The organism is Roseovarius mucosus, from assembly GCF_002080415.1.
Classification (GTDB): domain Bacteria; phylum Pseudomonadota; class Alphaproteobacteria; order Rhodobacterales; family Rhodobacteraceae; genus Roseovarius; species Roseovarius mucosus_A.
In genome coordinates this window covers 2,736,400-2,753,089 of the sequence record NZ_CP020474.1, presented here as the reverse complement: position 1 = coordinate 2,753,089, position 16,690 = coordinate 2,736,400, and the positions used below count along the sequence as shown (strand labels likewise).

Below are 16,690 nucleotides of genomic sequence, written 5' to 3'. Positions count from 1 at the left end.
TATAAGACAGCAAATGTAACGCCGGAGAAACCGATGCAGACCCGTAACAAAGTGCTCGACGATCTCAGCCAGTTGATGACCAATGCCATGGGCGTGGCCCAAGGCGCGCGGGCAGAGGCCGAAACCGCGATGAAATCGCTGATTGACCGCTGGCTCGCCGACCGCGATTTCGTCACCCGCGAAGAGTTCGACGCCGTGCGCGCCATGGCTCAGAAGGCGCGCGAAGAAAACGAAGCGCTCAAGGCGCGGATTGACGCGATGGAGTCAAACAGCGGTCAAAACCGCCCCTGAGCCGCCAAGGCCCGGCGCGCGCCCGCGATCAGCGTTTCGGCCCCTTGGGACGAACGAAAATCGTGCAAAACCCGCGCGCGCCCGGCCTCTGACAGGCGCGCGCAGAGGTCCGGATCAGCGGCCAGCGCCGCAATCGCATCGGCCAGCACCTCCGGCGCTTTGGGTGGCACCAATAGGCCACTCTCGCCCGAATCGATCAATTCGCGCACTCCGCCAGCATCCGTGCCAATCGTCGGCACGCCGCAGGCCATCGCCTCCATATAGGCCACGCCCAGTGGTTCGTGCCAACTGGCCAGCGCAAACACATCCGCCGCCAAAAGGTGCCGCCGCACCTCTGGCCCGCTGATCGCCCCAAGCAGGCGGGCATGCGCACCTAAATTCAACGCCTCCAGATGCGCCTGCAATTCGGCGCGATAGCCCGTGCCGCCCGCGTCATCCTCGCCCGCAATATCCAACTGCACGTCAATCCCGCGATCCAGCAACAATCGCACGGCGCTCAGCAAATCCTGATGCCCTTTGACCCGGTGCAATCGCCCACAGGAAAAAATCCGCAAAGGCGCGCCGGGGCGTGGCGGCTGATAGGGCGTGTCACGCTTGAAATCTTCGGTATCCACGCCCATTGGCTGCACCATCACGTCGACAGGCAGGTCAGGGCCGATGACCTCGCGCATTTCCGCCATCAGCTTGTGGGTGATGATCGTGGCAAAGCTGGCATGCCGCCACTTGAACCCCTGACCGGGGCCATAATCCGACAGCGCCCCATGCAGCGTCAGGCTATAGCTTGGCCCCCCCATCAGCCGCGCCAGCGCACAGATCAGCGCGGCACGCCCGCAGGAATGGGCATGCACATGGCCAATCCCCCGCGCGCGACACGCCGCACTCAACGCCCGCGCCGCAGGCAGGCAGATCAGCACATCCTTAAGGAATTCGCCCCCCTGCCCTTCGCGCAGGATCGCAGACCACGGCGCGCGCAAGAGACCCGCAAGCGCGTGACCGGGCGTGGGCCGCCCCAGATAGGTGGTGCGCGCAATCGCAGCGTCTGACCAGTCATGCGAGACAAGTCCGGGCGGCGGCGGCCGCGTGCTAAATAGATGCGGCACACACCCCAACCGCTCCAGATCCGCAATCTCGCGCCAAAAGAAAATATGCGTCTGCCCCGGAAACTGAGGCACAAGATAGCCAAGATTGATCGGTTCAGGCATTTTCGGTTCCGCTTGCCGCCGCTTTGTCGGATAAGCTCTAGCATGCCGCGCAGGCTCAGCACAGGCTCGCGGGCGATGGATTTGGAAACCCTTTGTTGACAGGCAAAACCGCACCCCGGCTCAGCGTCATCATCCCCGCCCATAACGAGGCGGGCATGATCGGCGCCTGCCTGCGCGCCCTCTTTGCCTCAGACCCGGTGCCGGGCGGGGCCGAGGTGATCGTGGTCGCCAATGGCTGCCGCGATACCACCCTGGCCGAGGCCGAGGCCTGCCGCGCAGCGGCGCGCGACTGGTCCCTCACCCTGCTCGACCTGCCGCAGGGCGGCAAACCCGGCGCGCTCAGCGCGGGCGAGGCCGTGGCGCGGGGCGCGGTGCTGGCCTATCTTGATGCCGATGTGATGGTCTCGCCCCCGCTCCTGCGCCAGATCGCCAAAGCCCTCGACCGCCCCGAACCACGCTATGCAAGCGGTCAGGTGGTCATCCCCGCCCCCACAAACCGCTTCAGCCGCCTCTATGCCAATTTCTATCGCCAAGTGCCCTTTTTCCACTCCGGCGTGCCGGGTTGCGGCCTTTTCGCGATGAACCGCGCAGGCCGCGCAAGGTGGGGCGATTGGCCGGGGATCATCTCGGACGACACCTTTGCCCGGCTGCAATTCACCCCCCGCGAACGCCATGCGGTGCCCGCGCGCTATGATTGGCCCCTTGTCGAGGGGTTCGGCGCACTCGTCCGGGTGCGCCGCAGACAAGATGCGGGCGTGGCCGAGATTGCGCGCCACTACCCGGCGCTCCTCGCCAATGACGACGCGCGGCCAAGTGGGCCGGGATGGGTGCTGCGCGCCGCCCTGCGCGCGCCTCTGGGCTTTCTCGCTTACGTCGCCGTGGCCTTGGCCGTTCGCGCAAGGCGGGGTGGCACGGATTGGGCGCGCGGGCGATAAATCCCCGAGATTTCAATCAAAGGCCGTCAAATGGCCGCAAATCTCGGACAAGAAACACCCAAAAGGCAGAGGGGGCAAATGCAGCAGGTCAAGGCGATATTCACGGGTGAGGGGCTTTTGGCACGCGCTCTACGCTCCTCTGCGCTGACCGTCGCGGGATTTGGCGGCGCGCAGGTGCTGCGACTGGCGTCGAACCTGATCCTTGCCCGCCTTCTCTTCCCCGAGGCCTTCGGCCTGATGGCCATTGTCTCGGTCATCATCCAAGGCCTTATGCAATTCTCTGACGTGGGCGTAAGCCCTGCCATCATGCAGAGCAAACGCGGCGACGATCCCGCCTTTCTCAACACGGCATGGACCATTCAGGTGCTGCGCGGCGCGGGCCTCTGGCTGGTGGCCTGTGCCTTGGCCTGGCCGGTGGCGGTGATCTATGACGAACCGCTCTTGATGCAGCTTTTGCCAGTGGCCGGGCTGTCGCTCCTGATCACCGGGTTCAACCCTACCGCGCTTGATACCGCCAAACGGCATCTGCGTTGGGGCCGGGTCACCGCCATCGAATTCGCCGTGCAGATCACCGGCATCGTGGCGGCGGTGGCGCTGGCGTGGTGGTGGCACTCGGTCTGGGCGCTGGTGGTGTCGGGCGTGCTCAGCGCGGGCGTGGCGCTGGTGCTTTTCTGGCTCTTCCTGCCGGGGGCTGGCAACCGCATGGGCTGGGAACGGCTGGCCGCCTCGGAACTCATCCACTTTGGCAAATGGATTTTCCTCAGCACCATTTGCGGGTTTCTGTTCAATCAGGCGGACAAGCTGATCTTGGGCAAATACCTCAGCTTCGATGTGTTCGGCGTCTATAACATCGGCTTTTTCCTCGCCTCCTTTCCGATGCTCTTGGGCCATATGCTGACTTGGCGGCTGCTTATTCCGATCTACCGCGAACTCCCCCCCCACGAGAGCGCCGCCAATTTCGCCAAACTGCGGCGCATGCGCTTTGCAGTGACAGGCGGGCTTATGGCGCTGTCGGCCGGGTTTGCCCTCCTTGGCGTCTGGCTGATCGGGATCATGTATGACGACCGCTATGCCATGGCGGGCGCGGTGGTGGTGCTGATGGCGCTCATGCAACTGCCGCAGATCATCGTGATGACCTATGATCAGGCCTCGCTTGCGGCGGGGGATTCGCGGCGCTTTTTCATCCTGACGCTGGCCAAGGCGGCGGCGATGATTCTGGCGCTCTTGCTGGGTCTCGAATGGGGCGGCCTCATGGGCGCGCTCTTGGGCTATGGCGCGGCGATGGTGCTGGCTTATCCGGTGGTGATCTGGCTCGCGCGGCACATGCGGGCCTGGGATCCGGTCCATGACGCCGCCATGACAGCGCTAGGGCTGGCGCTGGCGGCGCTGGCGCTATGGCTCAATGGCGCAGCCCTCACTGATCTGGCGCAGCTATCGGGCTGGTAGGGGCGAAAACACCATTATCGCCAAGGGCCTGCCGCAAAACAGTCGCATTGTCTGGCGATGCTGCACCCGATATGATTTGAGCAGTGGATTTGATGGCGGATGACATGACCCAACCGTCGCCCGACGGCACCGAGATTGCCATTGTCGGCATGGCCGCGCACCTGCCGGGGGCGCGGAACGTGGCGGAGTATTGGCAAAACCTCTGCGCCGGGCATCGCGCGATCCGCCGCATGACCGAGGCCGAGTTGCTGGCCGCAGGTGAGGGCGCGCAGACCCTCCGCCGCCCCGATTACGTGCCCTTCGCCGCCCCCCTTGACGGATTCGAGATGTTCGATGCCGAGTTCTTCGGCTTTGGCCCCAAAGAGGCCGCGATCCTTGATCCTCAGCACCGACGGTTTCTGGAGGTGGCATGGGAGGCGCTTGAGGATGCCGGTCACCCACCCGAGCATTTCCCCGGCGCCATCGGCGTTTTCGCGGGCTGCGGCCTGGGCAGCTATTTCTATTTCAACCTCTGTTCCAACCGCGATCTGGTCGACGATGTCGGCATGTTCCTGTTGCGTCACACCGGCAATGACAAGGATTTCCTGACCACCCGGCTCAGCCATATTCTTGATCTCAAGGGGCCCTCGCTCGGGCTGCAAACCGCCTGCTCCACCTCGCTTGTCGCGGTGCATGTGGCGGCGCAATCGCTGCTCAATGGCGAATGTGACATGGCGCTCGCGGGCGGTGTCACCATCGAGATGCCACAGGGGCGCGGCTATCTTTACAAAGAGGGCGAGATCCTGTCGCCCGACGGCGAATGCCACGCCTTTGACCACCGCGCGCAGGGCACGGTGTTCGGCTCTGGTGCAGGCGTCGTGGTGCTGCGGCGGCTCAGCGACGCCATAGCCGATGGCGATCACATCTGGGGCGTGATCAAGGGCTCTGCCGTCAATAATGACGGCGCAGCCAAGGCGGGCTATCTCGCCCCGTCGGTCGACGGTCAGGCCGCCGCCGTGGCCGAGGCGCAGGCGGTGGCAGGCATTTCCGCCGAGACCGTCGATTACGTCGAATGCCACGGCACCGGCACCTATCTGGGCGATCCGATCGAGGTCGCTGCCCTTACCCAAGCGTTCCGCGAAACCACCCAAGCGGTCGATTTCTGCCGCATCGGCAGCGTCAAAACCAACATCGGCCATTTGGATACGGCGGCAGGTGTGGCCAGCCTGATCAAGGCGACGCTCGCGGTCTATCACGGGCAAATGCCCCCCTCCTTGGGCTATGAGGCCCCCAACCCCGCGATTGCCTTTGACGGCAGCCCCTTTGCGGTCAATGACCGGCTGAGCGCTTGGCCGCGCCGCGACCACCCCCGCCGTGCGGGCGTGAATTCACTGGGCGTGGGCGGCACCAATGCCCATGTGGTTCTGGAAGAACCGCCCGCCCGCGCAGCCCCCGAGGCCAGCGATTGGCCGTTTCAGCCGCTGGTGATCTCTGCCCGCTCCAAAGCGGCGCTGGAGGAAAACTCTGCCCGCCTTGCCGCACATCTGCGCGCCCATCCCGAGCAGGACCTGGCCGATATCGCCTGGACGCTCAAGCAAGGTCGCCGCGCCTTTGAACGCCGCCGCGTGGTCGTGGCAAGCAGCCATGACGAGGCCGCAACCCTGCTGGAAAAGGGCGATCCGCGCCGCGTCTTCACCCATGAGGCGCTCAATGCCCCCGATGTCGTGTTCATGTTCCCCGGCGGCGGCGCGCAATATGCCGGCATGGCGCGTGACCTCTACGAGACCGAGCCGGTCTTTGCCGAATGGATGGATCGTGGCCTCGCGGTGCTGCAACCCAAACTCGATTACGACATCCGCGCGCTCTGGCTGCCTGCGCCCGCCGATATGGCCTCCGCCGCCGAACGGCTGAAACAGCCCTCGGTGCAATTGCCGTTGATCATGATCACCGAATACGCGCTGGCGCAGCTTTGGCAAAGCTGGGGCGTAACCCCCGCCGCCCTCATCGGGCATTCCATGGGCGAGAATACCGCCGCCTGTCTCGCGGGCGTGCTCAGCTTTGAGGATTGCATCGGGCTGGTGCATCTGCGCGGGCAGTTGTTTGACACTATCCCCAAGGGCGGATTGCTCAGCGTGCCGCTCGGGGCCGAGGCGCTGCGCCCCTATCTGGGCGAGGCACTCGACATTGCCGCCGTCAATGCGCCGGGCCTCAGCGTGGCCTCTGGCCCACAGGCAGCGCTGGATGATCTGGCCGCACGTCTGGCTGGGGACGGGATCGAAACCACCCGCATTCCCATCGACATCGCCGCGCATTCGCGCATGCTGGAACCGATCCTGGGCCGCTTTGGCGACTACCTGCACTCCATCCCCCTGCACGCACCCCAAATCCCGATCCTGTCCAACCGCACCGGCGATTACCTCACCGCGGCCGAGGCGACAGACCCCGCCTATTGGGTCGCCCACCTGCGCAACACGGTGCATTTCGCGGATGGTCTGGGGCGTCTGGCCGAGGGCGGCAAACACGTGTTTCTCGAGGTAGGGCCGGGCAAGGCGCTGAGCTCCCTCGCCCAAGCGCATGGCGCGATCAGCGCCAATCAGGTCATCGGCAGCCTGCGTCACCCCGACGACAACATTGCCGACGATGCTTATTTCATGGCGATGCTGGCGCGGATGTGGGCGGTGGGCGTCGATATAGACTGGGATCAGATCTGGGGCGAGGCGCGGCGCACCCGTGTGCCGCTGCCCTCTTACGCCTTTCAGCACAAACCCTATTTCATCGCCCCCGGCAAGGCGCGCAAACCCGAGCAAGACACCTGGCCCACGCGCCGCGACAACCTGACCGATTGGGGCTATCTGCCCCATTGGCGCCCCCATCTGGCCGAGGTCGAAATTGCCAGCGATGCCGATCTGGCCGCATTGCCGCCCGAGACATGGCTGATCTTCGAGGATGACACCGGGCTTGCCGCCGCCGTCGGCAAACGGCTGGAGGCCGCAAAGCATACGGTAACGTATGTTACGACGGGCGATGCCTTTGCCGCACTCGCACCGGGCCGCTACGCCCTTTCGCCGGAACGCGGGCGCGAAGGCTATGACGCGCTGATCCGCGCGCTGATGGCCGAGGGGCGCGCGCCCACCCGCATCGCACATTTCTGGCTTGTCACCCAAGACGCCCGCCACCGCCCCGGATCAAGCTTTTTCCACCGCGTGCAGGAACAAGGCTTCTACAGCCTGCTCTTTCTGGCACAGGCCATGGCGGATGAGGGGCTCTCGACCCCGTTGCACATCACGGCGATCAGCAATGGCGCGGCGCAGGTCCGCGACGAGGGATTGCGCGATCCGGCCAAGGCCACGCTGATGGGGCCGCTCCGGGTGATCCCCCGCGAATTGCCGGGGGTGACAGCAGCAAGCCTTGATCTGGCGCTGCCTGCGCGCGGGACCGACGCGGCGCTGGTGACGCAGGTGATCGAGGATCTGATGCAGCCGCCGCGCAGCCATGTGGCGGCGCAGCGCGGCGCGCGCCGCTATGAGGCGGGCTGGCGCGCGGCCCCCCTCCTGCCCCCTCAAACCCCTTTGTCACAGGGCCAGACGGTGCTCATTACCGGCGGCTTTGGCGGCATCGGCCTTACCTTGGCCGAGGATCTCATCACACAGTCCGCCGCCAAAATCGCGCTCATGGCCCGCAGCCCGCTACCGCCCCGCGCCGACTGGCCGCGCACACTGGCCACGCGCGGTGCAGGCGATCCGCTGGCCCGCCGCATCGCTGCGGTCGAGCGGCTAGAAGGCTTGGGCGGTCAAGTCATGGTCGTGGCAGGCGATGTCAGCAATATCGAGGATATGCACGCCGCCCGCGCCGAAATCGAGGCGCGTTTTGGCACGCTGCATGGCGTGATCCATGCCGCTGGCGTGATCAAGGACGCTCCCCTCCTCAGCAAAAGCCCCGACACAATCGAGGATGTGTTCACGCCGAAAATCCACGGCACGCAGGTGTTGGACGAGGTGTTTCCAGACGGCACACTCGGCTGGCTGGTGCTGTTTTCCTCCTCCTCCACCGCGACCGCCCCGGCGGGGCAGGTGGATTACGTCGCGGCCAACGCCTATCTCAACGCCTATGCCCGGAGCCGCGCCGGCGACAAAACCCGCGTGATTGCCCTCAACTGGGGTATCTGGTCCGAGGTGGGCATGGCCGCCGAAGCGGTGGCCCAGCAACGTGGCGAGACCATCGCCGCCCCGCGCCTGCCGGTTGCGGCCCCCTTGGTGCATGAGGCCAGCCATGATGCAACAGGAAACCGGGTGCTGCACGCCCGCTATGACGCCGGGCTTTGGCTGTTCGATCAGCACCGCACCAAATCCGGTCAGGCGCTCTTGCCCGGCACCGGCTATCTGGAATTGCTCGCCGAGGCGCTGAGGGCGCAGGGCGAGGATGGCCCGTTTGAAATCCACGATCTGTGGTTCCTGCGCGCCTTCGACATGCCCGAGGGTGGCAGCCGCGACATGCGCCTCACCCTCACCCGTAACGACACCGGCTATGCCGCCCGGATCGAGGGCGATCATGCACAGGCCGGGCGGCAAGGCTGGGTCACACTGGCCGAGGCGGGGCTGAGCCTGCTTCCTTTGAAACCGCCCACAACGTTGGACATCGCTTCCATACGTAATCGTATGGAAACTTGGCAGGAGGCGGGCGATACAGCCCTCCCAGCCCCGCAAGAGGTGCATCTTGAGTTCGGCCCACGCTGGCGCGTGCTGCGCGCCATGGGCTTGGGCACCGGCGAGGGTCTGGCGCATCTGCGCCTGCCCGAACCGGCCCAGCACGACCTTGCCGCAGGCTATCTCCTGCACCCCGCGCTGATGGATATCGCGACGGGCTGGGCCATGGGGCTGATTGCGGGCTATGACGGGGCAGACCTCTGGGTGCCCATGTCCTATGGCGCGCTACGCGTCCACGCCCCCTTGGGGGCCGAGGTCTGGTCTCATGTCCGCAACGCCGCCCAAAACAGCGCACGCGACGAAACCGCGCGCTTTGACATCACGCTTTGCGATGCCACGGGCCAGGTGCTGATCGAGATCACTGATTTTGCCATCCGCAAACAGGCGGGCGGGCTAACCCTCACCGCCCCGCGCGCCAGCGACGTCCGGTTCGAAGGCCAGACCGAGAGCGCACCCACAAGCCCCGCCGAAGAGCGCCTGCGCCATAACCTGCGCGAAGGGATTCGCCCTGCCGACGGGGCCGAGGCCTTTCGCCGTGCCTTGGCGCAACCCGCGCCGCAAATCCTCATCTCCTCGCTCGACCTGCCCGCGCTTATCGCGCAGGCCGAGGCGGGCGCAGAAGGCCCCGACACCGCCGGTCAACGCTTTGAACGCCCCGATCTCGACAGTGATTTCACCGCCCCCGAGGGCGAGATTGAGACCCGACTGGCAGGCTTCTGGTCTGACCTTCTGGGGCTGGAACAGGTCGGCGCCGAGGATTCCTTCTTTGACCTTGGCGGCCATTCCCTCATCGCCGTCCGCCTCTTTGGCATGATCCGCAAGGCCTATCGCGTCGATCTTCCCATCTCGATCCTGTTCGAGGCCCCCACAATCCGCGCCTGTGCCGCCCTCATCGAGGCGCAGATCGGCCCGCAAGAGGCCGGGCAAGACGCGCCCGCACCACAAGAACCGCAGCGCCGCTTTACCCACCTGGTGCCGATGCACCGGGGCGAAGGCGGGCCGAAAACCCCCTTCTTCCTTGTCGCGGGCATGTTCGGCAATGTGCTGAACCTGCGGCATCTGGCCCATCTCTTGGGCGAGGATCGGCCCTTCTACGGCCTTCAGGCACGCGGCCTTTATGGCGGGGCGGCCCCGCATGACGATCTGACCGAGGCCGCAACCGACATGATCGGCGAACTCCGGCAGATACAGCCGCACGGCCCCTATCTCTTGGGTGGCTTCTCTGGTGGTGGTATCACCGCCTATGAAATGGCGCAGCAACTGCACGCGGCTGGTGAAGAGGTGGCGCTCATTGTCATGCTCGACACGCCGCTGCCACAGCGCCGCCCCCTCTCGCGCCGCGACCGGCTGATGATCCAAGGGCAGGAACTCAAGGCTGGCGGCCCGCTCTATCCGCTGCGTTGGGCGGCACGCAGGCTGGCGTGGGAAATCACCAAACGCCGCCCCAAACCCGCGTCAGAAACCGACGCGCATCACTTCCACGACAGCGCCATCGAAGCCGCCTTTTACCGCGCCATCGCGAAATATCAGGTGCGGCCATGGGCGGGCGCGCTGCATCTCTTCCGCCCGCCGCTGGTGGGCAAATGGCAGGTCTCGGACGGGCGGTGGGTCAGCAGCGAGCGCGCTTATGTTCTGCCTGACAATGACTGGTCCGGCTTTGCCCCACAGGTGCAGGTGACAGAGGTGCCCGGAACGCATGACTCCATGGTGCTTGAACCCAATGTGCGCGTGCTGGCCGCGCGCCTGCGCCGGGTGATCGCGGCAGCCGAATCCCTACCCGCCGCCCCCGATCACCGGGAAGCCGCGGAATGACTGCCCCCCGCGTCCTTACAATCGTGCTCAACTGGCGCACACCCGACATGAGCCTCAAGGCGGCAGGGGCCGCTCTGCGCGCCATGCAGGGCATTGCCGGCGAAATCGTGCTGGTCGACAACAATTCCGGCGATGGCTCGTTCGAAACGATGAAGGGTGCCACAGCCGATTGGGACCGCGTGCGCGTGGTGCAATCCGGGCATAACGGCGGCTTTGGCGCGGGCAATAACGCAGGCATGCGCGCCGGTCTTAGCGACGGCACCCAGCCTGATTACGTCTATATCCTCAATTCCGATGCCTTTCCCGCCCCGGATGCGATCGCCGCCTTGCTCGACCATCTGGAAACCCATCCCAAAACCGGCCTTGCAGGCAGCTATATCCACGGCCCCGATGGGGCAGCGCATGTCACCTGCTTTCGCTTTCCCTCGATCTTGGGCGAATTCGAAGGGGCGGCGCGGATCGGCCCCTTCAGCCGCCTTTTGCGCAATCACACCGTGCCCCTGCCCGTGCCCCAGACCACACAAACCGTCGATTGGCTGGCCGGGGCCAGCCTGATGATCCGCCAAGACGTGCTTGATCAAATCGGCGGCTTTGACGAGCGGTTCTTTCTCTATTTCGAGGAAACCGACCTGTGCCTGCGCGCCGCGCGCGCGGGCTGGCGCACCGATTTTGTCGCCGACAGCCGGGTCGAACATATCGGCTCGGTCAGTACCGGCATGAAGGGATGGGGCCGCGTGCCCGCCTATTGGTTCGCCTCACGCCGCTATTATTTCACCAAGAACCACGGTGCGGCCTATCTCGCCCTTGTCACGCTGGCGCATGTGCTGGGGGCCGGGCTTGGCACGCTCTGGCGGCTTCTGCGCCGCAAGGGCGCAGGCAGCCCACCCTATTTCCTGCGCGATCTGGTGCTGGGCGATCTTGGCGCGGCGCTGAACAGACCAAAAAGGATCAAGCCATGATGCAGGCCCTCTTGATCGGCAACGAATCCCTTGCCCTGCACTGTGGCACTGCTTGGCTCGCGCGTGGGCATGGCATCGCGGCGGTGATCACCCGCCACGCGGATGTCGCGGCTTGGGCCGAGGCAAAGGGGCTGCGCATCGTGCCCCCCGGTCCGGGGCTGGCCGAGCGCTTGGGCGATCTACGCTGTGACTGGCTCTTGTCTATCGCCAATCTCGATCTTCTGCCGCAAACTGTGCTGGCGCGCGCCACAGGCGGCGCGGTCAATTTCCACGATGGCCCACTGCCGCGCTACGCCGGTCTCAATGCGCCGGTCTGGGCCATTCTGAACGCCGAGGCACAGCATGGCATCACCTGGCACCTGATCGAAGGCGGGGTAGACGAGGGGCGCATCCTGACACAGCGCATGGTCGACATCGCCGGGGATGAAACCGCCTTTACCCTCAACGCGAAATGCTATGCCGCAGCGCTCGACAGCTTTGCCGATGTGATCACGGCCCTTGAACAGGGGGCTGTCACGGCGCAGACCCAAGACCTCAGCGCGCGCAGCTATTTCGCCCGCGATCAGCGCCCCGAGGGGCTCTGCCTCGATTTCACCCAACCCGCCGAATCCTTGGCGCGGCTGGTGCGCGCGCTTGATCACGGCGGCTATGCCAACCCGCTCAACAAGACGCGGATCATTGCGGGCGGCCGCGTGCTTCTCGTGGGCCGGGCCGAGGTCGTGCCGGGCAGCGGCACACCGGGGCTGGTTCTCAGCGTCGAGGCCACCCGCCTGACCGTTGCCACCGCTTCTGGCGCCCTGCGGCTCAGCGCGCTGACCGGGCCAGAGGGTGGCGCGGTCGATCTTACTGAGGTCGCCGTGGGATCGGTGCTGACCACCGATGCCGTCACCGGCTTTTTGACAGAACTTGCGCCCCAGGATGGCTATTGGCGCAGCGCCTTGCGCGCCATGCGTCCCGTCACCCTGCCCTTGGGCTACGGTGCAGGCGCAGAAGAACGCCGCCCGCTTGATCTGCCCACCGATGCACTCGACGCCATCGGCCTCTGGGCCGCGCGCTTGGGCGGCGCAGAGGCCACGCATATCGCCTATGCAGGTGCGGCGGTCGAGGCCGCAGCCCGGCCGGGCCATGTCTGCCCTTGGGTGCCAGTAGCAATAACAGACCTGCCCGACGCCGTCGCAGAGGCCGAGGCGCGCGGGGCCTTCGCGCTTGATCTTTTTGCCCGGGACCCGGCGTTTGACGCAGCCCAAACCCCTCATATCGGCCTGCGTCTCGCGGGGCGTGGCCTTATCCCCGGCACGGCGCTGACCATCGACCTATCCGATAGGCCCACGCTCACCTATGACGCGGCGCGGCTCTCGCCCGCCATGGCCGATCTGCTGGCACGGCGGCTCGAGGCGCTTGCCCATGGCGACCGCGCCCCCATGCCCGAGACCGAGCGCAAGCTGGTCACAGAGGCGTGGAACCGCACCGACACCCCCTATGACGCCCGCCCCCTGCACCGCCTGATCGCCACCCAGATCACCAAGACGCCTCAGGCCCGCGCCGTGGTATTCGAGGCCGAAACCCTCACCTACGCAGCCCTAGACACCCGCGCCAACCGCATCGCCCATGTGCTGCGCCAGATGGGCGTTGGCCCCGGCGTGCTGGTGGGCCTCTGCCTGCCGCGCTCTGCCGATATGTTGGCCACCGCCTTGGCCATTTGGAAGGCGGGCGGGGCCTATGTGCCGATGGACCCGGCCTATCCCGCCGAACGTCTGGCGCTCTACCTCAGCGACAGTGGCGCGCGCGTGGTCGTCACCCGCTCTGACGTGGCCCATACCCTACCGCCAACGGCGCAGACCCTCACGCTCGACACCGACGCTCGACTTGCGCAGGCACCCGACACAGAGGTTGACGGCGGCGCAGGCCCCGACGATCTGGCCTATGTGATCTATACCTCCGGCTCGACGGGCCGCCCCAAGGGCGTCATGGTCACGCATCGCAACGTCGCCAATTTCTTTGCCGGGATGGATACCCGTATCCCGGCAGAACCAGGTGCCGTCTGGCTTGCGGTGACCAGCCTCAATTTCGACATTTCCGTGCTCGAACTCTTCTACACCCTCGCGCGCGGCTACACCGTGATCCTCAGCGGCGAGGAAAGCCGCGCATTGGTCTCGTCGGGGCAGCTCGCCACCTCTGACCGGGGGATGCAATTCAGCCTCTATTATTGGGGCAATGACGATGGTTCCGGGCGCGACAAATACAAATCCCTGCTCGAGGGCGCGCAATTCGCCGATACCCACGGCTTTTGCGCGGTCTGGACACCCGAGCGACATTTCCACGCCTTTGGAGGCCCCTATCCAAACCCCTCGGTAACCGGCGCAGCCGTCGCTGCCGTCACGCAGAACATCGCCGTGCGCGCGGGCAGTTGCGTGGCCCCGCTCCACCATCCTGCCCGCATTGCCGAAGAATGGGCGGTGATCGACAACCTCACCAACGGGCGCGCCGGGCTGGCGATTGCAAGCGGCTGGCACCCTGATGATTTCATCCTGCGCCCGCAAAATACCCCGCCCAACAACAAGCCCGCGATGTTCGAGGCGATCCGCGATCTGCGCCGCCTCTGGCGCGGCGAGGCGGTGGAATTCCCCCGCGCCGATGGCACGATGCACGCCGTGGTGACGCAACCGCGCCCGGTGTCCAAGGTGCTGCCCGTCTGGGTGACAACCGCCGGCAACCCCGAAACATGGCGCGAGGCGGGCGCACATGGGGCCAATGTGCTGACGCATCTCTTGGGCCAATCCATTGACGAGGTGGCGGGCAAGATCACGCTCTACCGCAACGCCCTGCGCGAGGCGGGCCATGATCCGGATGCCTTTACCGTGACCTTGATGCTGCATAGCTATGTGGCCGAAACCCGCGACGAGGCGCGGCGCGTGGCGCGCGAACCGATGAAGGATTATCTGCGCTCCGCCGCCGCCCTCATCAAACAATACGCTTGGGCCTTTCCCGCCTTCAAACGCCCCCAAGGTGTGAGCAACCCGTTTGAATTGGACCTTGGATCGCTCAGCGAAGAGGAACTCGACGGCATCCTCGATTTCGCCTTCGAGCGCTATTTCGAGGAGTCCGGCCTTTTCGGCACTGTCGAGGATTGCGTCGCCCGCGTCGAAGGGCTCAAACGCATCGGCGTGGATGAGGTGGCCTGCCTCATCGACTACGGTATTCCCGCGCGACAGGTGCTTGATGGGCTGCGCCCGCTCGCCCGCGTGCTGGAACGCTCGAACCGCGTGGGGGCCATCGCGCCCGATGACTTTTCCATCGCCGCACAAATCCTGCGCCACGGTGTCACGCATCTGCAATGCACACCGTCCATGGCGCGCATGATCGCCATGAATGACGAATCCCGCCACGCCCTCGGGCGGCTGCGGTATCTCATGCTGGGCGGCGAGGCGCTGCCCGGCTCTCTGGTGCAAGAGTTGCGTCAAGTTACGCGCGCCCGGATGACCAATATGTATGGCCCCACCGAAACCACCATCTGGTCCACCACCGGCCCCGCCGAAGACACACCCGGCCCCTGCCCCATCGGCACGCCCATTGTCAATACGCAGGCGTATGTTTTGGATTCCGCGATGCAGCCAGTGCCCGTCGGCATAGCCGGAGAGCTCTGGATTGGCGGCGATGGCGTCACGCGCGGCTATCTCGGGCGCGACGATCTGACAGCAGACCGCTTTCGCCCCGATCCGTTTCGCACGGGCGGGCGCATCTATGGCACCGGCGATCTGGTGCGCTGGCGCGCCGACGGGCGGCTCGATTTCATCGGGCGTGCCGATGCGCAAGTGAAACTGCGCGGCTACCGCATTGAACTGGGCGAGATCGAGGCCGCACTCGAGGGCTGCGCAGGTGTCGCACAAGCGGTGGTGCTGGCGCGCGAGGATACCCCCGGCGACATGCGCCTTGTCGCCTATCTGCGCGGTACAACCACACCCGAGGCCGCGCGCGCGCATCTGGCCACGCATCTGCCCGCCCACATGATCCCGGCGCATGTCATGCTGCTCGATCACTTCCCCCTCACCCCCAACCGCAAGGTGGACCGCAAAGCGCTGCCTGCGCCGGAAACGCAAGTGAAAGCGCCCCGCCCCGCCGCCGCCCCCAAGCCGGTCACGCCTGCCAATACGATAGAGCGTGATATCGCGGCGATCTGGGCGCGAATCCTTGGCGTGTCCGAGATCGGCGCGCAGGACAGTTTCTTTGATCTGGGCGGTCATTCGCTGTTGGCGGTGCAGGCGCATCGCGAAATCCGCAGCACGCTGGCGGTCGACCGGCTCAGCATCACCGATATCTTCCGCTGCCCGAAACTCGCCACTCTGGCCGCACGTGTGGCGGAATTGCGGGGCGACGTGGCCCCGACGCCCGCCAATACCCCCGCTGCGGCCCCGGCCCCCGGTCGGGCCGATGCGCGGGCCGATGCCATGGCCCGCCGCCGCGCCATGCGCGCGGCCCGGCACGGGTGAGCGAGGCGCTGATATCGGCGCTTCGCCCGCTTTTGCCCAAGGGGCTGGCACTGGCAGCCTGCGATCCTGCGGCAGAGGCAAAGGGCCTCTGGCCTATCGAGACCGCCGCCATCGCCCGCGCGGTGCCCGCACGCCGCCGTGAATTCGCGGCAGGCAGGCGTGCCACACGCGCCGCGATGGCGATACTCGGCCTTCCGCCGACCGCAATTGCCATGGCCCCGGACCGCGCGCCGCTCTGGCCTCAGGGCGTGACCGGCACGATCAGCCATAGCGCCGGAACCTGTATGGCCTTGGTGGGCCTGTCCGAACATTGGGCCGGGCTTGGTCTTGATCTTGAACCCGCCTTGCCCCTGCCCGAGGATATCCTGACCACGATCTGCACCCCGACCGAGCGCGCAGCATTGGCCCAAGACCCCAGCGGCCTCCTCTCCCGCCGCCTCTTTTGCGCCAAAGAGGCCACCTACAAGGCGCAATATGCCCAAAGCCGCAGGCTGCTGTCCTTCCACGACCTCGAAATCACCTTTGACGGATCGCACCGCTTTTCCGCCCAACTCCAGATCGCTTGCCCCCCCTTCGCCCGCGCCACGCGCTTTGCCGGCCACAGCCTGCAAGCCGGCGATATGCTAGCGGCCCTCGTCACGCTGCCCCGCCTCTGAACACAGTGTTTCCAAAGCTCGACAAATAACCTGTGGCGAAATTGTGGCACGATTGCTAGATTGTGGCCAAGTTGAGACCTAAATCTGTCAGGGCCGTTTGGGGGCATTCGGCTGATAGGATGGTAGCCCGCCTGCGCGGGCCCTTCCGTCAGCATGAAACATCCCGAGCGGCTTTTTGTTGTCAGCGACCAAGTTGATGACCTTGAAACGACACCGATAG

General features: G+C 65.8%; 8 protein-coding genes. 7 read left to right on the top strand and 1 reads right to left on the bottom strand.

The features are described from left to right. The first annotated feature begins 33 nt into the window (after positions 1-33). Positions 34-291, top strand: coding sequence for an accessory factor UbiK family protein (locus ROSMUCSMR3_RS13145; RefSeq protein WP_008279327.1), 258 nt, complete (start codon positions 34-36; stop codon positions 289-291). Here the strand turns inward: ROSMUCSMR3_RS13145 and epsE are convergent. Next, positions 276-1,493 carry an exopolysaccharide biosynthesis GT4 family glycosyltransferase EpsE gene (epsE, locus tag ROSMUCSMR3_RS13140; protein WP_081507589.1) on the bottom strand — a complete coding sequence of 406 codons (1,218 nt, stop codon included), beginning with the start codon at positions 1,491-1,493 and terminating at the stop codon, positions 276-278. The genes ROSMUCSMR3_RS13145 and epsE overlap by 16 nt on opposite strands. 92 nt (positions 1,494-1,585) lie before the next feature. Here epsE and ROSMUCSMR3_RS13135 point away from each other — a divergent pair, with 92 nt between their 5' ends. The 6 genes from ROSMUCSMR3_RS13135 (at position 1,586) to ROSMUCSMR3_RS13110 (ending at position 16,470) form a co-directional block, all read left to right on the top strand. Beyond that, positions 1,586-2,428 carry a glycosyltransferase family 2 protein gene (locus tag ROSMUCSMR3_RS13135; protein ID WP_081507588.1) on the top strand — a complete coding sequence of 281 codons (843 nt, stop codon included), beginning with the start codon at positions 1,586-1,588 and terminating at the stop codon, positions 2,426-2,428. Between the two features lie 78 nt (positions 2,429-2,506). Then, a complete protein-coding gene (locus ROSMUCSMR3_RS13130; RefSeq protein WP_081507587.1) occupies positions 2,507-3,874 on the top strand; it encodes an oligosaccharide flippase family protein in 1,368 nt (455 codons plus the stop codon). 104 nt (positions 3,875-3,978) lie between these two features. Then, on the top strand, positions 3,979-10,368 hold the full coding sequence (locus ROSMUCSMR3_RS13125) for a type I polyketide synthase (RefSeq protein WP_237183448.1): 6,390 nt from the start codon (positions 3,979-3,981) through the stop codon (positions 10,366-10,368). Then, the gene (locus ROSMUCSMR3_RS13120; RefSeq protein WP_081507585.1) at positions 10,365-11,327 is read left to right on the top strand and encodes a glycosyltransferase; all 963 of its coding nucleotides are present in this window, start codon (positions 10,365-10,367) and stop codon (positions 11,325-11,327) included. Before ROSMUCSMR3_RS13125 ends, ROSMUCSMR3_RS13120 begins: the two co-directional genes overlap by 4 nt. After that, a complete protein-coding gene (locus ROSMUCSMR3_RS13115; RefSeq protein WP_081507584.1) occupies positions 11,324-15,814 on the top strand; it encodes a MupA/Atu3671 family FMN-dependent luciferase-like monooxygenase in 4,491 nt (1,496 codons plus the stop codon). Before ROSMUCSMR3_RS13120 ends, ROSMUCSMR3_RS13115 begins: the two co-directional genes overlap by 4 nt. Further along, positions 15,811-16,470 carry a 4'-phosphopantetheinyl transferase family protein gene (locus ROSMUCSMR3_RS13110; RefSeq protein WP_081507583.1) on the top strand — a complete coding sequence of 220 codons (660 nt, stop codon included), beginning with the start codon at positions 15,811-15,813 and terminating at the stop codon, positions 16,468-16,470. Before ROSMUCSMR3_RS13115 ends, ROSMUCSMR3_RS13110 begins: the two co-directional genes overlap by 4 nt. Positions 16,471-16,690 lie beyond the last annotated feature (220 nt).

Bases quoted from the DNA above. Each gene is read 5' to 3' on its own strand.
- ROSMUCSMR3_RS13120 (WP_081507585.1), top strand. From the start codon at position 10,365: ATGACTGCCCCCCGCGTCCTTACAATCGTGCTCAACTGGCGCACACCC.
- ROSMUCSMR3_RS13115 (WP_081507584.1), top strand. From the start codon at position 11,324: ATGATGCAGGCCCTCTTGATCGGCAACGAATCCCTTGCCCTGCACTGT.
- ROSMUCSMR3_RS13145 (WP_008279327.1), top strand. From the start codon at position 34: ATGCAGACCCGTAACAAAGTGCTCGACGATCTCAGCCAGTTGATGACC.
- ROSMUCSMR3_RS13125 (WP_237183448.1), top strand. From the start codon at position 3,979: ATGACCCAACCGTCGCCCGACGGCACCGAGATTGCCATTGTCGGCATG.
- ROSMUCSMR3_RS13130 (WP_081507587.1), top strand. From the start codon at position 2,507: ATGCAGCAGGTCAAGGCGATATTCACGGGTGAGGGGCTTTTGGCACGC.
- epsE (WP_081507589.1), bottom strand. From the start codon at position 1,493: ATGCCTGAACCGATCAATCTTGGCTATCTTGTGCCTCAGTTTCCGGGG.